General features: G+C 70.4%; 18 protein-coding genes. 16 read left to right on the forward strand and 2 right to left on the reverse strand.

All coding sequences use genetic code 11. The features are described from left to right. Nucleotides 1-62 precede the first annotated feature (62 nt). Nucleotides 63-527 carry a hypothetical protein gene (locus ACPXY0_RS12710; RefSeq protein WP_419936255.1) on the forward strand — a complete coding sequence of 155 codons (465 nt, stop codon included), beginning with the start codon at nt 63-65 and terminating at the stop codon, nt 525-527. A 2-nt stretch (nt 528-529) separates the two neighbouring features. After that, nucleotides 530-1,003: a hypothetical protein gene (locus tag ACPXY0_RS12715; protein ID WP_423925105.1), complete on the forward strand. Its 474-nt coding sequence runs from the start codon at nt 530-532 to the stop codon at nt 1,001-1,003. 38 nt (nt 1,004-1,041) lie between these two features. Here ACPXY0_RS12715 and ACPXY0_RS12720 read toward each other — a convergent pair whose 3' ends face one another. After that, on the reverse strand, nt 1,042-2,295 hold the full coding sequence (locus tag ACPXY0_RS12720; RefSeq protein ID WP_423925107.1) for an alpha-hydroxy acid oxidase: 1,254 nt from the start codon (nt 2,293-2,295) through the stop codon (nt 1,042-1,044). Between the two features lie 208 nt (nt 2,296-2,503). On the opposite strand from ACPXY0_RS12720, the gene ACPXY0_RS12725 reads away from it, so the two are divergent. The 10 genes from ACPXY0_RS12725 (at nt 2,504) to ACPXY0_RS12770 (ending at nt 13,199) form a co-directional block, all read left to right on the forward strand. Continuing rightward, nucleotides 2,504-3,493, forward strand: coding sequence for an AAA family ATPase (locus ACPXY0_RS12725; protein ID WP_423925109.1), 990 nt, complete (start codon nt 2,504-2,506; stop codon nt 3,491-3,493). A gap of 50 nt (nt 3,494-3,543) precedes the next feature. Beyond that, complete coding sequence (locus ACPXY0_RS12730) at nt 3,544-4,419, forward strand: DUF58 domain-containing protein (RefSeq protein ID WP_423925111.1); 876 nt, start codon at nt 3,544-3,546, stop codon at nt 4,417-4,419. Next, on the forward strand, nt 4,416-5,411 hold the full coding sequence (locus ACPXY0_RS12735) for a hypothetical protein (protein WP_423925113.1): 996 nt from the start codon (nt 4,416-4,418) through the stop codon (nt 5,409-5,411). The genes ACPXY0_RS12730 and ACPXY0_RS12735 overlap by 4 nt, the downstream gene beginning before the upstream one ends. Beyond that, complete coding sequence (locus tag ACPXY0_RS12740; protein ID WP_423925115.1) at nt 5,408-6,400, forward strand: vWA domain-containing protein; 993 nt, start codon at nt 5,408-5,410, stop codon at nt 6,398-6,400. The genes ACPXY0_RS12735 and ACPXY0_RS12740 overlap by 4 nt, the downstream gene beginning before the upstream one ends. Before the next feature lie 18 nt (nt 6,401-6,418). Further along, complete coding sequence (locus ACPXY0_RS12745) at nt 6,419-7,450, forward strand: VWA domain-containing protein (protein ID WP_423925117.1); 1,032 nt, start codon at nt 6,419-6,421, stop codon at nt 7,448-7,450. Beyond that, complete coding sequence (locus ACPXY0_RS12750; RefSeq protein ID WP_423925119.1) at nt 7,447-8,199, forward strand: tetratricopeptide repeat protein; 753 nt, start codon at nt 7,447-7,449, stop codon at nt 8,197-8,199. Before ACPXY0_RS12745 ends, ACPXY0_RS12750 begins: the two co-directional genes overlap by 4 nt. Then, entirely contained in the window at nt 8,199-10,058 is a 1,860-nt protein-coding gene (locus tag ACPXY0_RS12755) for a BatD family protein (RefSeq protein WP_423925121.1), read from the forward strand. The genes ACPXY0_RS12750 and ACPXY0_RS12755 overlap by 1 nt, the downstream gene beginning before the upstream one ends. Continuing rightward, nucleotides 10,058-10,912: a tetratricopeptide repeat protein gene (locus tag ACPXY0_RS12760; RefSeq protein ID WP_423925123.1), complete on the forward strand. Its 855-nt coding sequence runs from the start codon at nt 10,058-10,060 to the stop codon at nt 10,910-10,912. The genes ACPXY0_RS12755 and ACPXY0_RS12760 overlap by 1 nt, the downstream gene beginning before the upstream one ends. Nucleotides 10,913-10,933: 21 nt before the next feature. After that, on the forward strand, nt 10,934-11,827 hold the full coding sequence (locus ACPXY0_RS12765; RefSeq protein ID WP_423925125.1) for an aminoglycoside phosphotransferase family protein: 894 nt from the start codon (nt 10,934-10,936) through the stop codon (nt 11,825-11,827). A gap of 97 nt (nt 11,828-11,924) precedes the next feature. Further along, entirely contained in the window at nt 11,925-13,199 is a 1,275-nt protein-coding gene (locus ACPXY0_RS12770; RefSeq protein WP_423925127.1) for an FAD-dependent oxidoreductase, read from the forward strand. Here ACPXY0_RS12770 and ACPXY0_RS12775 read toward each other — a convergent pair. Beyond that, the gene (locus ACPXY0_RS12775) at nt 13,181-13,825 is read right to left on the reverse strand and encodes a MerR family transcriptional regulator (RefSeq protein WP_423925129.1); all 645 of its coding nucleotides are present in this window, start codon (nt 13,823-13,825) and stop codon (nt 13,181-13,183) included. The genes ACPXY0_RS12770 and ACPXY0_RS12775 overlap by 19 nt on opposite strands. 123 nt (nt 13,826-13,948) lie before the next feature. Here ACPXY0_RS12775 and ACPXY0_RS12780 point away from each other — a divergent pair, with 123 nt between their 5' ends. The 4 genes from ACPXY0_RS12780 to brxC all read left to right on the forward strand — a co-directional run bounded on the left by ACPXY0_RS12780 (nt 13,949) and on the right by brxC (nt 20,101). After that, nucleotides 13,949-14,956 (forward strand): ARPP-1 family domain-containing protein, encoded by a 1,008-nt coding sequence (locus ACPXY0_RS12780; protein WP_423925131.1) that lies wholly within the window; start codon nt 13,949-13,951, stop codon nt 14,954-14,956. A gap of 193 nt (nt 14,957-15,149) precedes the next feature. Further along, nucleotides 15,150-15,938: a hypothetical protein gene (locus ACPXY0_RS12785; RefSeq protein WP_423925133.1), complete on the forward strand. Its 789-nt coding sequence runs from the start codon at nt 15,150-15,152 to the stop codon at nt 15,936-15,938. A gap of 76 nt (nt 15,939-16,014) precedes the next feature. Then, on the forward strand, nt 16,015-16,569 hold the full coding sequence (locus ACPXY0_RS12790) for a BREX protein BrxB domain-containing protein (protein ID WP_423925135.1): 555 nt from the start codon (nt 16,015-16,017) through the stop codon (nt 16,567-16,569). A 64-nt stretch (nt 16,570-16,633) separates the two neighbouring features. Next, nucleotides 16,634-20,101 (forward strand): BREX system P-loop protein BrxC, encoded by a 3,468-nt coding sequence (gene brxC, locus ACPXY0_RS12795; RefSeq protein WP_423925137.1) that lies wholly within the window; start codon nt 16,634-16,636, stop codon nt 20,099-20,101. The last annotated feature ends 24 nt before the right edge of the window (nt 20,102-20,125 follow it).

Raw genomic sequence — 20,125 nt, forward strand, 5'->3', positions numbered from 1 at the left:
GCCGGGCCGGGAGGCCGGCCACCACCGCAACAGCCTCGACGCGAGCCCGAGACGAGCCAGGGATGACGCACGACGCCACGACCGATTCGACCTCTCCATCCGGCGGACTCGCGCAAGGCATCGTCCCCGGCGGCACCTTCCTGGCGGACTTCCTTTACCCGGCCCCGGCCGAGCGTCGGGTCGGGGCGATCATCCGCTGGTGGGAGAAGCGCCGCCTCCCCTACAACCTGATCGTCGGCGCCACCGGACTCGTGACAATGACGGTTGGCGCGTTCTTCACGGCGCTGGTGGCCCAACTCCAGCCGATCGACATGTTCCGCGGGGCCATTTGGTGGGCCGTGATGGCGAACCTGTGCTATTCGCTGGGTCCCGTGGCCGAGATCGCACTCGAGAAGATGTTCGGCGGACGCCTCCTCCCCGCCGGCCCGCTCCTCTTCCGCGCGGGCGTGACCCTCGCCGTCGGCGTCACGCTGCTCCCCATCCTTCTGTTCATGATCGGAACCATCGCGACCCTCCTGGGAGCCTAGCAGTGATCGAGGAAAAAACGCTGTCCGAGCCCACACTGTCCGGCGTTGGACTGACCCCGGGCATCGTCCCGGGAGGCACCGCGCTCGGTGACTTCCTATATCCTGCTCCCGCCGAGCGTCGGGTAGGGGCGATCCTCAGCTGGTGGGAGAAGCGCCGTCTCCCCTACAACCTCATCGTCGGCGGAATCGGACTCTTCACGATGACGGTCGGCTCGCTGATCATGGCCGTGAACGGCGAATTCACCCCCGTGGCCTGGCTCCGGGGCAGTGTATTCTGGCTGGTCATGCTCAACGTGTCCTATTCGCTGGGGCCCATCGCTGAAATCGCTCTCCAGAAGTTCTTCCGCGACAAACTCCTCCCCTCCGGCCCCCTGCTCTTCCGGGCCGCCGTGACCATCGCGGTTGGCGTCACGCTGCTCCCCATCATCTTCATCGCGCTGGGGTACCTCGCGATGAGTCTCGGCATCGGCCCCTGAAGCAGTCGTTTCACGTTCCCGCGGGAACGTTTCTCTCTTCAGCCGACGCCGATGGAGTGGGGGCCGATGTCGGCGAGGGACGGGGTACCGACGGCGCCCATCGTGATGCGCAGTTCCTCGATCAGGATCTCGAGCACGCGCTCGACGCCGGCCTGGCCGAACGCGCCGAGTCCCCACAGGTAGGGCCGCCCGATCGCGACGGCCGTGGCGCCGCGGGCGATGCCCTTGAAGATGTCCGTCCCGCGCCGGAAGCCCCCGTCGACGATGATCGGGACCTCGCCCGCTACCGCTTCGACGACTTCCGGGAGCGCGTCGATCGTCGCGCGGCCGCTCCCTTCCGCGCGTCCGCCGTGGTTCGAGACCCAGATCCCGTCCACGCCGTGCTCGAGCGCCAGTTCCGCGTCCTCGCGCGTGACGAGGCCTTTCACGACGATCCGCTGGTCGGTGATGTCGCGCAGACGGTGCACGTAGTCCCACGTCATCGTCGGCCCCCCGCTGTCCGGCGGACCCTGGGGCAGCCCCTCGTACATCGGCTTGACGGGATCCGCCCGCCCACCGCTCCGGTGGCAGCTCTCGCAGTTCCGGTCGTCGATCCGCCCGTACCGCTGGAGGGTGAGGCGGTTGCTCCCTCCGAGGAGATCGACGGTAAGCACGATCACGGGGCAGCCGGCCTCGCGGACCCGTTCGATGAGGTCGGCGGTGGCGTCCCAGGAGCGCGGCGCGTAGAGCTGATACCACACCGGCTCTCCCCTCGCCTCGTTCACCGCCTCGACGCCCGTCGAACTGACGGATGAGAGCGTCTGCAGGTGGTTGCGGGCCGCCGCGGCCCGAGCCGTGGCCAGTTCGCCGTCTCGGTGGAAGGCGACCTGGCTCCCCGCCGGCGCGATCATGAGCGGCGTCGGCCACTCCCGGCCGAAGATCGACACGCGCATGTCGATGTTCGAGACGTCCACCAGGCGGCGCGCGCGGAGGTAGATGCGCTCCAGCGAGGCCCGGTTGTTCGCTTGCGTCCCCTCCCCGTCGACGCCGGTCTTGATGTAGCCCCAGTGCGCCGTGGGCACCGTCTCCGCGGCCACCTTCTCGAGGTCGAACACATCGAGCGCCTCCTGCGCTGACGCGACGAGGTCGTCAAGCGACCGGGACGGCGCCTCCTGCGCGAGCGCGCGACCGATGAGGCTCAGGTCACCGCAGCCCCCCAGCGCCCCCAGGAGAGGGCTCGCCGCCAGCCAGCGGAGGAAGTCGCGACGTTGAACGGCTCTCGATTCCAGGCTCGATTCCAGGGTGTCGTACATGCCGGCTCTCCTCGCGAAGGGTCCCATCTCAGGGTGTCCGCCGCGACGGCTCGCGTCAACGCGGGGGCATCCGGCGGCCGACCCGCCGGGCAACGCGGAAATTCGATAAGATGTCCATCCAGGCGCCCGCTTTGGTCACCGGCGCTCGGAGCGCCGTCACGCATCGGACACCTTCGACACACATTCGAGAGGAGAGGAAACACCCGACGTGAGTCACGACATCGAAGCGATCCAGGAGAAGATCCGCGAGGAGAGCGCCTTCGTCGAACGGCTGGTCGACGAGGTCGGGCGCGTCATCGTGGGCCAGCGATACATGGTCGAGCGGCTGCTGGTCGGCCTGCTCGCGGACGGCCACGTGCTGATGGAAGGCGTGCCGGGCCTGGCCAAGACCCTCACCGTGCGCACGCTCGCGCACGCGATCGACACCGGCTTCCAGAGGATCCAGTTCACGCCCGATCTTCTCCCCGCAGACCTCATCGGGACGCTGATCTTCGACCCCAGGCGGAGCGAGTTCCAGACCCGGAAGGGACCGATCTTCTCCAACATCATCCTCGCCGACGAGATCAACCGCTCTCCGGCCAAGGTGCAGTCGGCGCTGCTCGAGGCCATGCAGGAGCGCACGGTGACGATCGGGGATGAGACCTTCCCCCTCGACGACCCGTTCCTCGTGCTCGCGACACAGAACCCGATCGAGCAGGAGGGGACCTATCCGCTCCCGGAGGCCCAGGTCGACCGGTTCATGCTCAAGCTCTCCGTCGGCTATCCGGACAAGGACGAAGAACTCGAGATCATGCGGCGCATGGGCGTCGGCTCCGCGCCCGAGACGCGGCCGGTCGTCTCGCCGGAGGAGATCCTCCGGGCGCGCGGCGCCGTCGACCTCATCTACATGGACCACCAGGTCGAGCGATATATCGTGGAACTCGTCTTCGCCTCGCGCGCGCCGGCCGAACACGGACTCGAGGATCTGGAGGACCTCATCGCCTACGGGGCCTCGCCCCGGGCCAGCATCTGCCTCGCGCGGACGGCCCGGGCGCACGCCTTCCTGCGGCACCGCGGCTACGTGACGCCCGAGGACGTGCGCTCGGTCGCCCTCGACGTCCTGCGCCACCGCGTCCTCATCACGTATGAGGCGGAGGCCGAGGAGGTCACGAGCGAGGATGTCGTGAACCGCATCCTCGACAGCATCGAGGTCCCCTAGCCGGGCCGCGGGTCGCTGGCGGGCAGGCCGAGGGCGAGGGTGAGCGACGGATGATTCCGAGGGAGATCCTCAGGAAGGTGCGCCGGATCGAGATCACGACCCGGGGCCTCGTGGACCAGGTGTTCTCGGGCGAATACCACTCCGTGTTCAAGGGACGCGGGATCAACTTCGCCGAGGTCCGCGAGTACGACTACGGCGACGACATCCGCACCATCGACTGGAACGTCACCGCGCGCACGGGGACCCCGCACGTCAAGATCTTCGAGGAAGAGCGCGAACTGACGGTCATGCTGCTCGTCGACGTGAGCGCCTCGGGGAACTTCGGCACGCGGGAGCGCATGAAGGGAGACCTCGCCGTGGAGGTGTGCTCACTGCTCGCCTTCAGCGCGATCAAGAACAACGACAAGGTGGGGCTCATCATCTTCAGCGACCGCGTGGAGAAGTTCGTCCCGCCCCGCAAGGGCCGGCGACACGTGCTGCGCGTGCTGCGGGAGATGCTCTACCATGAGCCGGAAGGGCGGACGACGGATCTCGCCGCGGCACTCGAATACCTGTCGCGCATCATCCGGCGGCGGGCCGTCGTCTTCGTCGTGTCCGACTTCGTGTCGAAACCGTTCGAGAAGGCGCTCGGCGTGGCCGGCCGCCGGCACGACGTGATCGCGCTCCGCGTCCGGGACCGGCGCGAGGCGGAGCTTCCCCCCATCGGCCTCATGGAACTCGAGGACGCGGAAACGGGCGAGCGGCTCATCGTCGACACCTCGGACCGGGAGTTCCGCGCGGCGCTCGCGACGCGGGGGACCGAGGAACTCGCGAGCCAGAACCGGACCTTCCGGCGCGGCAAGGTGGATGTGGTGGACCTGAGCCCCGGGCGACCGTATCTGCGGCCGCTGATGAGATTCTTCCAGGAGCGGGGACGACGCGCATGAGTCGTGGATCGGCTTCTCGCGCGTGGCGGACCGCGGTCTTCGGGGCCGGGCTGGGCCTCTCGGGCCTCGCCGCGGCGGTCGACGACGGGCGGGGACAGACGCCGCGGGTCACGATCGAGGCGGACACGACGGAGATCCACGTAGGCGACCCGCTCGCGCTGCGGCTGTCGGTGGAGCACCCGGCCGACCTGACCGTGCGCTGGCCGGATTCCCTGCCGCTGGAGCCGTTCGAGGCGCTGGGGCTGGAGGTGGGCGAGGCGGCGCCGGCGGCGGAGGGAGACGGTGTGCGCACACCGGCAGTCCTCCGCGTGACCGCGTTCGAACTCGGCGAACTCGAGGTTCCATCGTTCGACATCGAACTCTCGGACGGCGCGGAGCGGAGCGTGACCGTCTCCACCGATCCGGTCGTGATCGGCGTGACGACGGTCGGACTCGACGAGGGCGAGGACATCCGCGACGTGAAGGGCCCGCGCGCGATCGCCCGCAACTGGCTCCTCCTGTGGCCGTGGATACTCCTCGCCCTGGCGCTCGCCGGCCTCGGCTACTGGTGGTTCCGCCGCCGGCGGGCCGGGCCCGACATCGACCGGGCGGCGCCCCCCGAACCCGAGCGTCCGCCGCACGAGATCGCCCTCGAGGCGCTGGACCTGCTCGCGGCGTCCCCCCTCCTGGAGCGGGGTGAAATCAAGCAGTACCACATCGCGATGTCCCGGATCATCCGCGCCTACCTGGAGGGACGGTACCGAATCCGGGCACTCGAGATGATCACGCCGGACGTGATCTCGAGCCTGGGACGCGCCGGCGTCGATCCCGCGACGCGGACCGACTTCCAGCGCTTCCTCGAGGCATGTGATCTGGTGAAATTCGCCAGGCAGCGGCCGGACGCCGGCACCTGCCGCCGCAGCCTCGCGGACGCGCGGGAACTGGTGGAGCGGACGAAGTTCGTGCCGGCCCCCGTCGCCGAGCCCGGGCCGGTGGAGGCGGCGGTCCCATGATCTACCGCTTCGAGGACCCCGCCCTTCTTCTGCTCCTGCTCCTCGTCCCGGCGCTCGCGTACCGTCATCTCGCGAAGGGCGGCCGGAAGGCGGGGGCGCTGCGCTTCCCCGATCTCGCGCTCCTGCGCCGCGCGGGGGCCGAGCGGACGGGCCGGGCGCGGCATGTGCCGCTGGCGCTGCGACTTCTCGCCCTCGCCGCCCTCATCGTCGCTTTCGCCCGCCCGCAGTCCGCCTCCACGGTCGAGAACGTGTCGACGGAGGGGATCGACATCGTCATGGTCCTCGACATCTCCAGTTCGATGCTCGCGCAGGATCTGACGCCCGACCGGCTGGAAGCCGCCAAGGAGGTGGCGGCGGAGTTCGTGGCCCGGCGCCGCAACGATCGCATCGGGCTCGTCGTGTTCGCCGGGCAGGCGTTCACCCAGGCCCCGCTCACGACCGACCACCCCGCCGTCTCCTCGGTGATGGCCGAACTCGAGGTGGGGATGGTCGAGGACGGGACCGCGATCGGCCTCGGGCTCGCGACCGCGCTCAAGCGGCTGGAATCGAGCGAGGCGGAGTCGCGCATCATCGTCCTCCTCACGGACGGCCGGAACAACCGCGGCGAAATCGACCCGGCCACCGCCGCCCACATGGCCCGGGCGCTGGGGGTGAGGATCTACACGATCGGGGCCGGCTCGCGGGGGACGGCGCCCGTCCCCGTCAACGACCCCGTATTCGGGCGGCGTCTCGTCTCGATCCCCGTGGACGTGGACGAGCCCACGCTGACGGAGGTCGCCGAGGTCACCGGCGGGCGGTACTTCCGCGCCACGGACCGCGAGAGCCTCGAGCGGATCTACGAAGAGATCGACGCGCTCGAGACGACCGAGATCGACGTCGAGAGCTTCACGAGCTACGGCGAACTGTTCCTTTTCCCGCTCGCCGCCGGGCTCGGCCTGTTGCTGATCGAGATCGGGCTCGCGCAGACCGTCCTCAGAAGATTGCCCTAGACAGGAGGTGGTGCAGGCGTGTTCCGGTTCGGTTTCGTGACGGCTCTCGTGGCGCTGGCGCTGATCCCGCTGGTGGTCGCGCTGCTGTGGCGCGGGGCGGCCCTGCGGCGCCGGGCGCTGGCCCGCTTCGGCGACGTGGAGCTTGTGCGGCAGCTGAGCCGGACCGTGAACCCGCGCGCCCGTTTCTGGAAGGCGGTGCTCGTGCTCGCGGCCGTGGGGTTCGCGGTCGTGGCCATGGCCCGACCGCAGTTCGGCTCGCGCGTGGAGACCGTCCGCCGCGAGGGCATGGACATCGTGGTGGCGCTCGATCTGTCCACCTCGATGCTGGCGGAGGACATCGCCCCCAACCGCCTGCAGCGCTCGAAGCTCGAGATCCAGCGCCTCATCCAGCGGCTCGACGGAGACCGCATCGGCCTCATCGCCTTCGCCGGACAGGCGTTCGTCCAGAGCCCGCTCACCTCCGACTACGGGGCGGCGCGCCTCTTCCTCAACGCGATGGACACGGACCTCGTGCCGATACAGGGGACCGACCTCGGGGCCGCGCTCGAACTCGCGCTCGACGCCTTCTCCGACGCGCCGGTCGAGGAGCGGCTCATCATCGTGGTCACGGACGGCGAGGACCACGAGGGAGGGATCGATGCCGCGATGGATCGGGCCCTCGACGCCGGGGTCATCATCCACACGGTGGGCGTGGGTTCGACGGACGGCGTGCCGATCCCCGAGTTCGACGCGGCCGGCCGGCCGAGCGGGTTCAAGCGGGACGACACCGGAGCCGTGATCACCACACGACTCGACGAGGCCACGCTGCGGCAGATCGCGGCGCGGACGGGCGGGCGGTTGTTCCGCAGTACCCCCGAAGCGAGCGAACTCACGGCCCTCATCGAGGAGGTGGCGTCGCTCGGCGGGCGGGAGATCGACGCCCGCGAGGTCACGCAGTTCGAGGAACAGTTTCAGATCTTCCTGGGCGCCGCGATTCTCCTATTGTTCCTGGAGAGTCTGTGGACGGATCGGAAGAAGACGGTACGAGCCTGGAGAGGGAGGTTTTCGTGAGCACGAGTCGGGCGGCCCTGGCGGCCTTCGCCGTTTTCGTGACGTTGGGGGTCGCGGGGGCGTCCGAACTCCGGGGCCAGGCGGGGCGCGGCGAGACGCGCGAGGGGAACCGCCTCTACGAGGAGGGACGGTACCCGGAGGCGCACGAAAAGTATCTCGAGGCGCTGCTCGAGGCTCCGGACTCCCCCATCATCCGGTTCAACGACGGGAACGCGCTCTACCAGGGCGAGAACTACGAGTCCGCGCTGGAGTCGTTCCGCGCCGCCGTGGAGAGCGGGGATCCGCAACTCGCCGCGGCCGCGTGGTACAACCTCGGGAACACGCTCTACCGGCAGGGCGCCCTGCCCGAGAGCCTCGAGGCGTTCAAGCAGGCGTTGCGCGCGGATCCGGCGGACATCGACGCCAAGCACAACCTCGAACGCGTACTCGAGCAGATGCAGCAGCAACAGCAACAGCAGCAGGGGGACGGCGAGAACGAACAGGAAGACGAACAGGAGACCGAGGGACAGCCGCCGCCGGAGGGGGGAGAACAGAACCCGGAGGAGCAGCAGGAGCAGCAGGACCGGAATCAACCCGAGCAGAACCCGGACGACGCCGAGCCACCGCCCGAGGGCGGACCTCTCCCGCCGGGGGAGATGACGAGGGAAGAGGCGGAGCGTCTTCTGGGCGCGATTCAGGAGGATCAGGACGAAGTGAACCGGAAGCCGCGAACCGCCGCGCGCGGGACGAGGCCGCGCAGGGACTGGTGATGAGGGTCCTCTCGCTCGCTCGCCGCCGCGCGCACGTCGCGCCGGCGTGGCTTATGGCCTGCGCCCTGGCCCCGTCCGTTCTGGCGGGGCAGGACGTCACGGCCTCCGCGCATCTCGACCGGGGGGAGGTCGGTGTCGGGCAGACCTTCACGCTCAACGTCGTGCTGGAGGGAGTGCAGCGGTTCGACCAGGATCCGGCGCTCCCCGACATGAGCGCCTTCGCCGCCTTCCTGAGCAGCGGGACGCAGACTTCGGTCCGGATCGTGAACGGACGGACGACGGTCTCGCTCACCGTGCAGTACCGCTTTCAGGCGACGGCGGAGGGGACGTTCGAGATCGGGCCCGTGGCGGTGGAGGCGAGCGGGCGGACGCTGACCACGGAGCCGCTCAGCCTGCGGGTGTCGTCGCCGCCGCCGCCGGGACCGGGCGCGGGGGGCGCACCTGCGCAACGGCCCGCCGACTCGGGGACGATCGGGCCGGACGACCTGTTCGTCGTCGCCGAGCCGAACAAGCGCCAGGTACGCGAGAACGAGCCCGTCATCGTCGAGTACCGGCTCTACACGCGCGTCAACGTGAGTTCCTACGGGGTGACGCGTCTTCCGCCGACGCCGGGGTTCTGGGTCGAGGAGTTCGAACTGCCGCAACAGCCGCGGGTCGAGCAGGTGGTGCGCGACGGCGAGGCGTACGCCACGGCGGTCATCCGGAAGGTGGCGCTGTACCCGACGGGGCCCGGTACGAAGACGCTCGAGCCGCTCGCGATCGAGGCCCAGGTGCGCGTGCAGCGGCGGTCGCGGGACCGCCTCGACGAGATCTTCGGGGGCTTCTTCGACCGGAGTTCCCTGTTCGGAGACGTCGTATCGACGGGAGCCGCTTCGCGCCCGATAGAGATCGAGGTGCTTCCGCTCCCGGCGGAGGGCCGGCCCGCCGGGTTCACCGGACTCGTGGGGGACCTCGCGGTCGAAAGTTCGGTCGACCGCGACAGCCTCGCCGCGAACGAGGCGGTGACGCTGCGCGTGGAGGTATCCGGTTCCGGCAACCTCAAGGCGCTGGCGCCGCCGGAACTCGCCTTTCCGCCCACGGTCGAGGCCTTTCCGCCCGAGGTGACGGACCGCCTGCGCACCACCGACGCGGGCGTGTCGGGGACCCGCACGTGGGAATACGTGCTGATCCCGCGCGCGCCGGGGATGCTGACCGTCCCGGGCGTCGACCTGGTGTACTTCGACGCGGCGGCGGGCCGGTACGAGACGGCATCGGCGGACCCGGTCGAACTGCGGGTCACGGGCCGGGCGGTCGTGGACGCGCTGCCCGGGGCACGCGCGCGCGGCTCGGTCGAGGCGCTGCGCTCGGACATCCGGTTCATCCGGATCGACACGCCGCGCTTCCGCCGCCGGGGCGAGACGCTGTTCGACCAGGCATGGTTCTGGGTCGTCGCGCTGGCGCCGCTCGGCATGATCGCCGGCGCGGCCGGGGTGCGGCGCCGGCGCGACCGGCTCGCCGGCGACCAGGCGTACGCGCGCGACCGCCGGGCGGCCCGCGTGGCCCGGAAGCGCCTGGCCCGGGCGGCCCGGCTCGCGGGCGGCGAAGATGCCCGGGCCTTCCACGCCGAGACGGCCCAGGCGCTCGAGGGCTACGCGGCCGACAAGCTCGACACCTCGGCCGCAGGCATCATCCGCGACGAACTGCGCCCTGCCCTGGCCGGCCGCGGCGCCCGCGATGCCACCGTCGACCAGTTCCTCGAGGTCCTGGATGCCTGCGACCGACAGCGCTTCGCCCCCGTGGGCGCCGAGATCGAGGAACGGCGCGCTTTCCTCGCCCGCGCCGAGTCGGTGCTGTCGGCGCTCGCCCGGGAGATCGGCTGATGCCGCGCCGAACGACCGGGCTCCGGCGTACAGGCCAGCGCCCGCGGCCGCGCTGGCGACGGAGGGCGGCGTTCGCGTTCGCGTGCGGCGCCCTCACGGCCGGCGCCTTCGCGGCCGGGCTCGCCGGCCTGCAGGACGCTCCGGCCCTTTCGGACGCGGCGGCGCCCGCCGTCCGGTTTCAGGAGGGCAACCGGCTCTATCAGGCGGGGGACTACCAGGGCGCCCTCGACGCCTGGCTCGGGCTGGTCGAGGAGGGGCTGGACAGCGCCGACCTCCACTACAACATCGGCAACGCCTACTTCAAGCTCGGCGAGTTGGGCCGCGCGATCCTCTTCTACGAGCGGGCCCGGCTCGAACTTCCCGGCGACGAGAGCGTGCGCGCCAACCTCGAACTCGCACGCTCCCTCACGGCCGACCAGATCACGCCCCTCCCCGGCTTCTGGGTGCCGCGCGTCGTGCGTTGGGCCGTGCGCCTCGTGCCTCGGGGCTGGCTGATCGCGATCGTCGCGCTGGGCTACCTCGCCCTCGCCTCCGCCCTCCTCTATCGACTGCTCGCGAGGGAGCCGCGTCCGTGGACCCGGCGCGTCGCCGCGACGTCCGCCGCACTCACGCTCGTCTTCGGGGCGAATCTCCTCGTCCGCGAATCCGGTATCGGACGGGCCGAACGCGGCGTGATCCTCCGCACCGAGACCGCGGTCCAGAGCGCGCCCTCCGACGATCCGTCGCTGCAGCTGTTCACCATCCACGAGGGGGCCGTCGTCCGAATCGACCGGCGATCCGATGCCTGGCTCGAGATCGTGCTTGAAGACGGCAAGGTCGGGTGGGTGCGGGCCGGAGACCTCGAGACGATATAGCTGCACGTGCCGAGCCCGGGAGTGGCGGAACCCAAACTCCGGATCGATGAGCGGCTGGTGGCGGATCTGTTGCGGGCCCAGCACCCCGACCTGGCGGATCTGCCCATCCACGAGCGTCACTCGGGGTGGGACAACGTCACCTACCGGCTCGGCGACGACCTCGCGGTGCGGCTGCCGCGCCGGCGCGAGGCCATCGGACTCGCGATCAAGGAGCAGACCTGGCTTCCGTCGCTCGCCCGCCAGTTGCCGGTGGCGGTCCCCGTTCCGCTTCGGGTCGGGGTGCCCGGGGCGGAGTTCCCCTGGCCCTGGAGTGTTGTCCCGTGGATTCCCGGCACGACGGCGGACGCCGAGCCTCTTGGAGTCGCCGAGGGGTCGCGCGTCGCGGACTTCCTTGCGGCGCTGCACACCATCGCCTCGCCCGGAGCGCCGACGAACCCCTTCCGCGGGACCCCGTTGAGGGATCGGGCCGGGGACGTCGAAGGCCGGCTCGCGAGGCTGAGCGACCGTACCGACCTCGTGACTCCGGAGCTCCTCCGCGCGTGGCGGCGCGCCGTCGCCGCACCGACCGACAGGGCGTGCCGGTGGCTGCACGGAGACCTGCACCCGTCCAATCTCATCGTCCGCGGCGGGATCCTCACCGGGGTCATCGACTGGGGAGACCTCGCGGCGGGCGACGTGGCGACGGATCTCGCCGCCGTGTGGATGCTGTTCGAAGACCGCCAGGCGCGGACCGCGTGTCTGGCATCGTACGGCGCGCCCGAAGTCCTGGTCGTGCGCGCGATGGGCTGGGCGGTCTTCTTCGGCTCCGCGTTCGGGGCTCTTCCGACTCCCGCCGGCGACCCCGCGCCGGCCCCCGGCCGACCGCCGGACAAGGTCGCCACGGCCGCCCTTCGCCGTCTCGCCGAAGACCTGTAGCACTAACCGACATCCGACGGCGCGTCTGGCCGATCGGGGTGGCTCGCGCCAGTTTTCGCGGGCACAACCGAAGTGGCGAAGGCGAAGGCGAGGCCGAGTGAACCGTCGGACGCTGATCAAGACCGTAGGGGCGGCCGCCCTGAGTGGTGGGCTCGGGGGCTGCTCCGGCGCCTGGCGTCGCTATCCGCCGGCCGCGGCCGCGCCGGCCTTCCCCCTCCTCCGCGTCTCACCCGATCGTGTCATCCGGACCACCGTGGGGCTTCGACCCTTCCGTCCAGCGGGCTTCCGCGTGGCCGCCGAGCGGCTGGACGACAAGACCGTGATCCACAACTACGGGCACGGCGGCGCGGGCATCTCTCTCTCGTGGGGGACGGGCCTCCTCGTGGCCGAGCTGGCCGAGCCTCACGCCTCCCGGCAGGCGGCCGTCATCGGAGCCGGCGCCGTCGGCCTCGCCACCGCGCGGCAGCTCCAGCGGCGCGGCTTCGACGTCACCATCCATGCGCGCGCCCTCCCGCCCGACACGACCTCCAACATGGCGTACGCCGGGTTCTCGCCCCTCTCGAATCTCGTTTCGGCCCCGGAACGGACCCCGGCCTTCGACGGGCAGTTCGACCGAGCCGTCCGCGCCTCCTACAGGCAACTCCAGTTGCTCGCCGGGGCGGGACGCGGTGTGTCGTGGCTGACGACGTACACGTGGAGGAACCGCCTCGCGGGTCCGGCGAGCGAAGATTCGGGACTGGCGGAGGTCGAGAGCGGCCTCGACCCCGGTCTCGATGTAGAGGCGACGGTGCTGCAGCCGGGAGAACACCCCTTCCCCGGCACCTACGGGCTCCGCCGGCCGACGCTCCGCATCGAACCCTCGATCTACCTCGATCGGCTGATGGAGGAGTTTCTCCTCTTCGGCGGGCGGGTGCGCATCCGCGACTTCGGCACGCCTCGGGATCTCATGTCGCTCGACGAAGCGCTCATCGCCAACTGCACGGGGCTCGGCTCGCGGGTCCTGTTCGGGGACGAGACGCTGACGCCCATCAAGGGCCAGCTCACCTTCCTCCCTCCCCAGCCCGAACTCGACTACAGCCTCGAGGGGAGCCCGCCGGGCGGCGGCCGGATCGGGATCCTCCCCCGCTCGGACGGCATCGCCCTCGGGCACGTGATGGAGCGCGGCGACTGGAGCCTCGAGCCGATCCAGGAGGAGATCACCGAACGCCTCGACCGCGCGACCCGGCTCGTCGCGGCCATGGCGGAACGCGCCTCGGGCCTGCGCCGGCTCACCGCCGCCCGGTGGTCGCCGAGGCTGCGCGAGACCCTCGAATCCGATCCCGTCCCCGCGACCCCGCCCCCGGTCGAGAGCTTCTACAACATCGAGTCCTGACCGCTCCGGAGCAGTCGGCGGAGCTTCCGTCCCAAAGTCTCGAGCAACTCCGCCGCCTCCTCCACGGTGGCGAGCAACTCGGCAAGTTCGGGGTCGTCGCGGTGCCCTGCCTCCCGCGGCTGGCTGTACGCCCGCGGTTCGCGCTCGCGGAGTGCGCCCGAAGGGGGCGCGAAAAACGCGACGGAGTCCGCATCGTATCGCTCGAACGGGTCGCCCAGCGGGGCCTGTGGATAGGGAGCCGACGCCTCCCTGACCTCCCGCACCTCCAGGCGGTCCTGCAGCGTGGCGCGGCGACGCAATGGAGAGGACAGCCCGGGTGGCGACGGGGAGAAGATCTCCGGGGTCACCGGCGTTCGTCCGTCCGCGACGGTTGAGATCAGTCTCGGTGATGCGCGCTCGAACACGTCCCCGATGTCGCTCAGGGAGACGGGGGGCACCTTCCCGGCCTCCTGCGCCTCCCGCACCCGCCGGATGAAGCGCAGGCGGTCCCGGACCTGCTCGGGATAGCGGGTCTTCGGCCCCAGCCGCCCGACTCTGGGCAGCAGTCCCAGCTGCACGTAGTAGGCGATGGTCCTGCGGCTGAAGCCCGTGTCGCGTTCCAGTTCCCCGACCGTATGGCCGCCCATGGTGCCGGTCCCTTCCTTGCGTGACGACTCGTGTCGTGTACCGATGACTACTGTTGACTTATCCGAGACTCCGCGTTACTGTCAACATCGTATCATCACTGACAATATACGAGGAGTGGACCCATGGACCAAGTCAAGACCGCCATTTCGAATCTCGGCATCGGAGAACCGGCCTTCCACGGGGGGCTCACCGTCTTCCCTCTCACGGCGAAGGAGCGCCCTTCCCTCGACTACCTGCTGCTCGCGGACGGGCTGAAGGAGGGACTCGTGTCGGTGCGCGAGGTCTCGCAGGGCGGGAGCGTGCCCGACCTCGCGGTCGAGAACCGCGCGGACCGTCCCGTGCTCATCGTCGACGGCGAGGAACTGGTCGGCGCCAAGCAGAACCGGGTCGCCAACCTCACCCTGCTCGTCGCGGCCGGGAAGACGACGATCATCCCCGTCTCGTGCGTGGAGGCCGGCCGGTGGTCCTACGACCGCCCCGACTTCGCGGTGTCCGAGCGCATGCACTACGCGAGCGGGCGGGCCGAGCGCTACCGGAGCGTGCAGGCGTCGATGCGCACGACGGGCACGCGGCGTTCCGATCAGGGCCGGGTGTGGAGTTCCATCGATGAGACGGCCGCCGCGATGTCCGCCCCCTCCGAGACCGGAGCGATGAGCGAGATCTTCGATCGCCACGAGAGGACGCTGAACGACTACGTGCGGGACGTGACCCCCGCCCCGGACCAGGTCGGCGCCATCTTCGCCGTGGGCGAGCACCGCTACGGCCTGGACGTGTTCGACCGGCCGGGGACGCTGGCCGCGTTCCTCCCCAAGCTCGTCCGCAGCTACGCGGTGGACGCGCTGGGACGGCGGGCGGACGCCGCGAAAGCGGCGCCCCTCTCCGGAGCGCGCGACTTCCTCGAGCGGCTGCGCGCGGGATCGTTCGACGACTACCCCGCCGTGGGCCTCGGCCGCGACGTGGGGATCGTGGCGGACGGGGTTATCGGAGGCGCCCTCGTGGTGGACGAGGTCACCGTGCATCTGACGGGGTTTTCCGACCCGCGCAGCCACCTCCGCGGCGGCGACGACGAGCGCGTCTACGCCCCCTACCGCCAGAGGCGCGACGCCCTCCGCCGGCGGCACGACCGCTGAGCGGCGGGGAATCCCCCCGCGCGACCGGCTGAAATGAACGCTAGAATGAATGATTCCCGGCGCGCCTGCGAATCATGATTCATTTCATCGAATCCTCGGGTGTCGCGCCATCCGTGTCGACGACCTCCTTCAACGGGGAATCTGCCGTCGGGGCGTTTGACGGTGTGAGGGTGGGCCGTCACGTTGCGCGGCCATGACAAACCCCATGTTCTCCCAGCTGGCCCCCACCGCGGCGCTTCAGAGGGCGGGCTTCCGCTTCGGCGCCCGGGGCACGCACAGCGCCCGGACCATGATGCTGCGGGAGCTGGCGGAGTTGCTGGCGGTCGTCCCGCCGGACGCGGAGCGGGACGAGTACGGTGCCGCAATCGTGGAGGAGAACGCACTCGGGAAACCGACGTGGGTGACCCGCAACGTTTCTCGCAAGTATCTGACCAACCTGTACGGTCTTGATCCCGGGTTGCCGCTGTTTCGGGTCCTGAGGAGGCTGTGGGAGGCCGATCCGGCGGGACGCCCGTTAGTGGCGCTGATGTGCACGCTCGCGCGCGATCCCCTCCTCCGCTCGACGGCGGCTCATGTGCTCTCGCTCGGAGACGGAGAGGAACTGCTGCGAGCTCCGTTCTCGGCCGTGATCCGGGTCGCGGTGGGCGCACGCCTCAACGACTCCGTGGTGGACTCCGTGGCCAGCCGAGCCGCGAGTTCGTGGACCCAGTCCGGTCATCTCAAGGGACACAGGCGGAAGCGCCGGAGGCGCGTCGCCACCACGCCGGGAGCCGCCGCGATGGCGCTGTGGCTGGGAGAGCTTCAGGGCCTCGCCGGACTCTCGCTGCTCGACTCCGACTGGGCCGCAGTCCTCGACCTGGCCGGTCCGACGATGCTGGATCTCGCGCTGGAGGCTCGTAGACACGGCTTGATTCACGCGCGCGCGGCCGGCAGCGTGGTGGAGATCGACACGCGCCGCCTCGACCCGGCGGTCGAGCGGTGATCGTCGCGCTGGTTGCGCAACGCGTTCGCGATCATGCATCTGTCGCACCCGGGAGAACCGAGACGGAAGCGCGCCCATGAGCCAGATCGAGAAACTCGCCAGGGTCTACGAGCGGCATGTCGGCGTGGCGTGGCAGCGGACCATGGCCGGAGCCCAGCGGGTGATGCTGGCCGTGTATCCCAAGGAGAAGGAGCGCCTGCTCCGCGCTCGCCTGAGCGAGTTCGACGAGGCGACCCGGAGAACCGGCCACGAATGGACTCTTATAGACGCGACGCCGTGGTTCGCCGAGTGGATGGGGGCGGACGAATACCGCGACTCGTACTTCCAGGCTCCGGAACTCCTCGGCATGAATCTGGAGGGAGGTTTTCGCGAGTCGGCGGAAGACCGGCTCCGCCGAGCCCTGGAAGCGGCGGACGACGAGACAGTCGTCGCGCTCCTCGGCATCGCGTCGCTTTACGGCTTCCTGCGCGTCTCCGAGTTGATACGGGCCGTGGAGCCTTCGGTTCGGGGCCGACTGCTCGTTTTCTTCCCCGGTACGAAGAACGAGAACAACTACCGGCTCCTGGACGCGCGCGACGGCTGGAACTATCTCGCCCAGCCGATCACCTTGCACGAAGCGTGGGTGCCCTGACTCGATGACCGAAGCGAGCGAAGGACAACGATGATCAGACAGCCCCGTACCTGGAACTGACCGAGTGAAAATTCGCGAACTGCTGGACCGGGATCCACTGCGGACGCCGCTGGCGAATAGCGGGCAGGCGCGGCTGACCTCCGGCGAGGACGTCAAGGTCGTGGCGGAGTTGCGCGCGGAGCTGGAGACCTTCGTCTGCCAAGGCCAGTTCGCCGACGCATTGCAGCGGATTATCGAGCGATATAACGCCAACCTCGACCGTTCGCGGCAGGACTCCGCATGGGTCAGCGGGTTTTTCGGGAGCGGCAAGTCGCACCTGCTCAAGATGCTGGCCCATTTGTGGACCAATACGACGTTCGAGGACGGTGCGACGGCTCGCGGGTTGGTGCCGCGCGGACTCCCGCCGGGGGTCGAGGCCGCGTTGCGGGAACTCGACGTGCATGCGAAGCGAACGGGCCGGCCGGCGGTCGCGGCGGCGGGATCGCTCCTCGGCGGGAATGTGGATCACGTCCGGCTCACCGTCCTCTCCGTCCTGCTGCGGGCGTGCGGATGGCCGACGCAGTACCCGCAGGCGCGGTTCTGCTTCTGGCTGCGCGAGGAAGGGCTGCTCGACCGCGTGCGCGGCGCCGTAGAGGAGGCGGGCCGAAAGTGGGCGGGCGAACTCAACAACCTGTACGTGAGTCCGGTCCTCGCGAAGGAGATCCTCGCCGCCAAGCCGGACTTCGCAACGGATGTGAAGGCGGTGGGGCAGTTGCTCGCGAGCCAGTTCCCGCCACCCAGGACGGACATCACCACCGAGCAGTTCGTGGCCGCGGCGAAACAGGGCCTGGCTCCCGACGGCGACATCCCCCTCACCATCCTCGTGCTGGACGAGGTGCAGCAGTACATCAGCGAGGTGCAGGACCGGTCGGCCTCGATCACGGAACTCGCCGAGGCGCTGCAGACGCAGTTCTCGAGCCGCGTCCTGCTTGTCGCTTCGGGCCAGTCCGCGCTCTCGGCCGGAGTTCCCGCCCTGGCGTGGCTGAGCGACCGCTTTCGCGTCGCCGTGCAGCTGTCGGACGCCGAAGTGGAGGTCGTCACCCGCCATGTGCTGCTCCACAAGAAGGCGAGCGCGCTTCCGGCCATCACCGAGATGCTCGAATCGAACGCCGGGGAGGTATCACGACACGTCCAGGGCACGAAGCTGGCGGCCCGCCCCGAGGACGAGCGCTACGGCGCGCCGGACTATCCCCTGCTGCGGACGCGGCGCCGGTTCTGGGAGGCGTGCTTCCAGGCGGCGGACCGGGCCGGCACCCAGGGCCAGCTCCGGTCGCAGCTCCGCATCCTGCACGACTCGCTGCGGGACATCGCGCGCCGGGAGCTGGGAGCCGTCATCCCCGCCAGCGATCTCTACCGGGCGCTGGCCCCGGACCTCGTCAACTCGGGTGTCCTGCCGAACGAGATCCACACGCGGATCGCCAAGCTCGCCGACAACGTCACGCCGGAGGGCGCGCTGCGCCGCGACCTGTGCGGAGTCGTCTTCCTGATCGGAAAGCTGCCGCGCGAGGGGGCCGCGGACCTCGGCGTGCGGGCCGACGCGTCCACGCTCGCCGATCTCCTGGTGGACGACGTGTCGGCGGATTCCGGTCCGTTCCGCAACCGGGTATCCGAGACGCTGGAAGCAATGGCCTCCGAGGGCGTCCTCCTCAAGGTGGCCCGGGAATACCGGCTCCAGACGACGGCGGGGGCGGACTGGGAACGGGCCTTCCGGGAGCGGCGTACCGCCCTGTCGCGGCAGGAGGTGGACATCGCCCGCCTCCGCGAGCAGTTGCTGGGCGGCGCGGTGCAGGAGGTCGTGTCGGGGATTCGCCTGCGTCACGGAGAGGCGAAGCTGCCCCGCAAGCTCGCGCTGCACGCCACCACCGAACCGGACGCCGGGGAGGGCGACGCAGTCCGGATCTGGCTGCGGGACGAGTGGTCGTGCTCCTGGGCGGACGCACAAGGCGAGGCAAGGCGGCGGGGGATGGAGGATCCGGTCCTCCACGTGCACCTGCCGAAACAGAGCGCCGACCAGCTCCGGACCCACATCGTGGAGTTCGAAGCCGCGCGCCGCGTGCTGGACGAGCGCGGCGTACCCGATTCCATGGAGGGGCAGGAGGCGTGCGAGAGCATGAAGAGCCGGCTCGGCGCGGCGGAAGCCGCCCGCGCCGGGATCGTGCGCGAGATCATCCGCGCCGCGCGCGTGCTGCAGGGCGGCGGGGGCGAACTCCACGGTGAACGTCTCCGCGACCGCCTCGAGGCGGGGATCGACGCATCGCTGGCCCGGCTCTATCCGCGGTTCCCGGACTCTGATCACCGCTCCTGGGGCGTGGCGCTCAAGCGGGCGCGCGATGGGAGTGACCAACCGTTTGGGATCGTCGGCTGGAACGAGGACGTGGCGGGGCACCCCGTGGCCCGCGCCGTGCTGGACGCGGTCGGCGCCGGCAACCGCGGCGGCGCGGTCCGCAAGAAGTTGACGGCCGCGCCGTACGGCTGGCCGCAGGACGCCATCGACGCCGCGCTCGTCGCCCTGCACGGCGGCGACCACCTCAAGGCCACGCGCAACGGCCGACCGCTAGGGACCGGGCAACTCGACCAGAAGACGATCAACGCGACGGACTTCCGGCCCGAGAAGGTCCGGATTGCGGTGGCACGGCGCACCAGGATCCGCAGGCTTTACCGGCTTGCCGGCGTCCCGGCCAAGAGCGGAGAGGAAGCCTCGCGTGCGGCCGACTTCCTCGCGGCGCTCCGCAAACTCGCCTCCGAAGCGGGCGGCGAGGCCCCGCTGCCCGCCGCGCCCAGGCCCGCGTGGCTGGAGGACTTGGGACTCCTCACCGGCAACGAGCAGCTGCTCGCGGTCTTCAACGAGAAAGACGAAATCGAGAAGGCGCTCGCGCACTGGCGGGATCTCGCGGAGCGCGCCCGGGGGCGGCATCCGCTCTGGGCACTGGCCACCGCCCTGCACCGCCACGCCGCCAGCGAACTGGCCGTCGCCGAACAGGTGCGGGCGCAACTCGACGCGATCCTGTCGCAGCGCTCGCTCCTCGACGACACCGATCACATCTCGCCGTGCGTGGCGAAACTCGCCTCCGGCCTTCGCGCCGCACTCGCCGAACGCCGCAAGGACCTAGCTCGGGCGGTTGCGGTTGAGACGAACCGGCTGGCCGGGGACGCGACCTGGACCCAACTCGATGAAGGCGCACGCGACGAGATCCGGCGAGACGCCGGGCTGGCCGTCCCGAACCCGCTGCCGCTGGACACCAGCGAGGCGCTGAGACAGGCCCTAGACGCTGGTCGCCTCTCCGCCTGGCGGTCGGACATCGACGCGGTGCCCGCCCGTGCCGTCAAGGCGCTTGCCGAGGCCGCTCGCCGCCTGTCCCCCGAAGAGCCCATGCCGTCCGTCACCCTCCGTCGCGGCACGCTGCAGGACGAAGCCGCCGTGAGAGAGTGGCTCGACGAACACGAACGCAAGCTTACGCAGGCGGTCCGCAACGGACCGGTGCTCGTCGAATGAGATTCCACGCCGGCCCCGATGGCG

Origin of the sequence: Candidatus Palauibacter sp., from assembly GCF_965237495.1 — a bacterium.
Taxonomy (GTDB): Bacteria; Gemmatimonadota; Gemmatimonadetes; order Palauibacterales; family Palauibacteraceae; genus Palauibacter.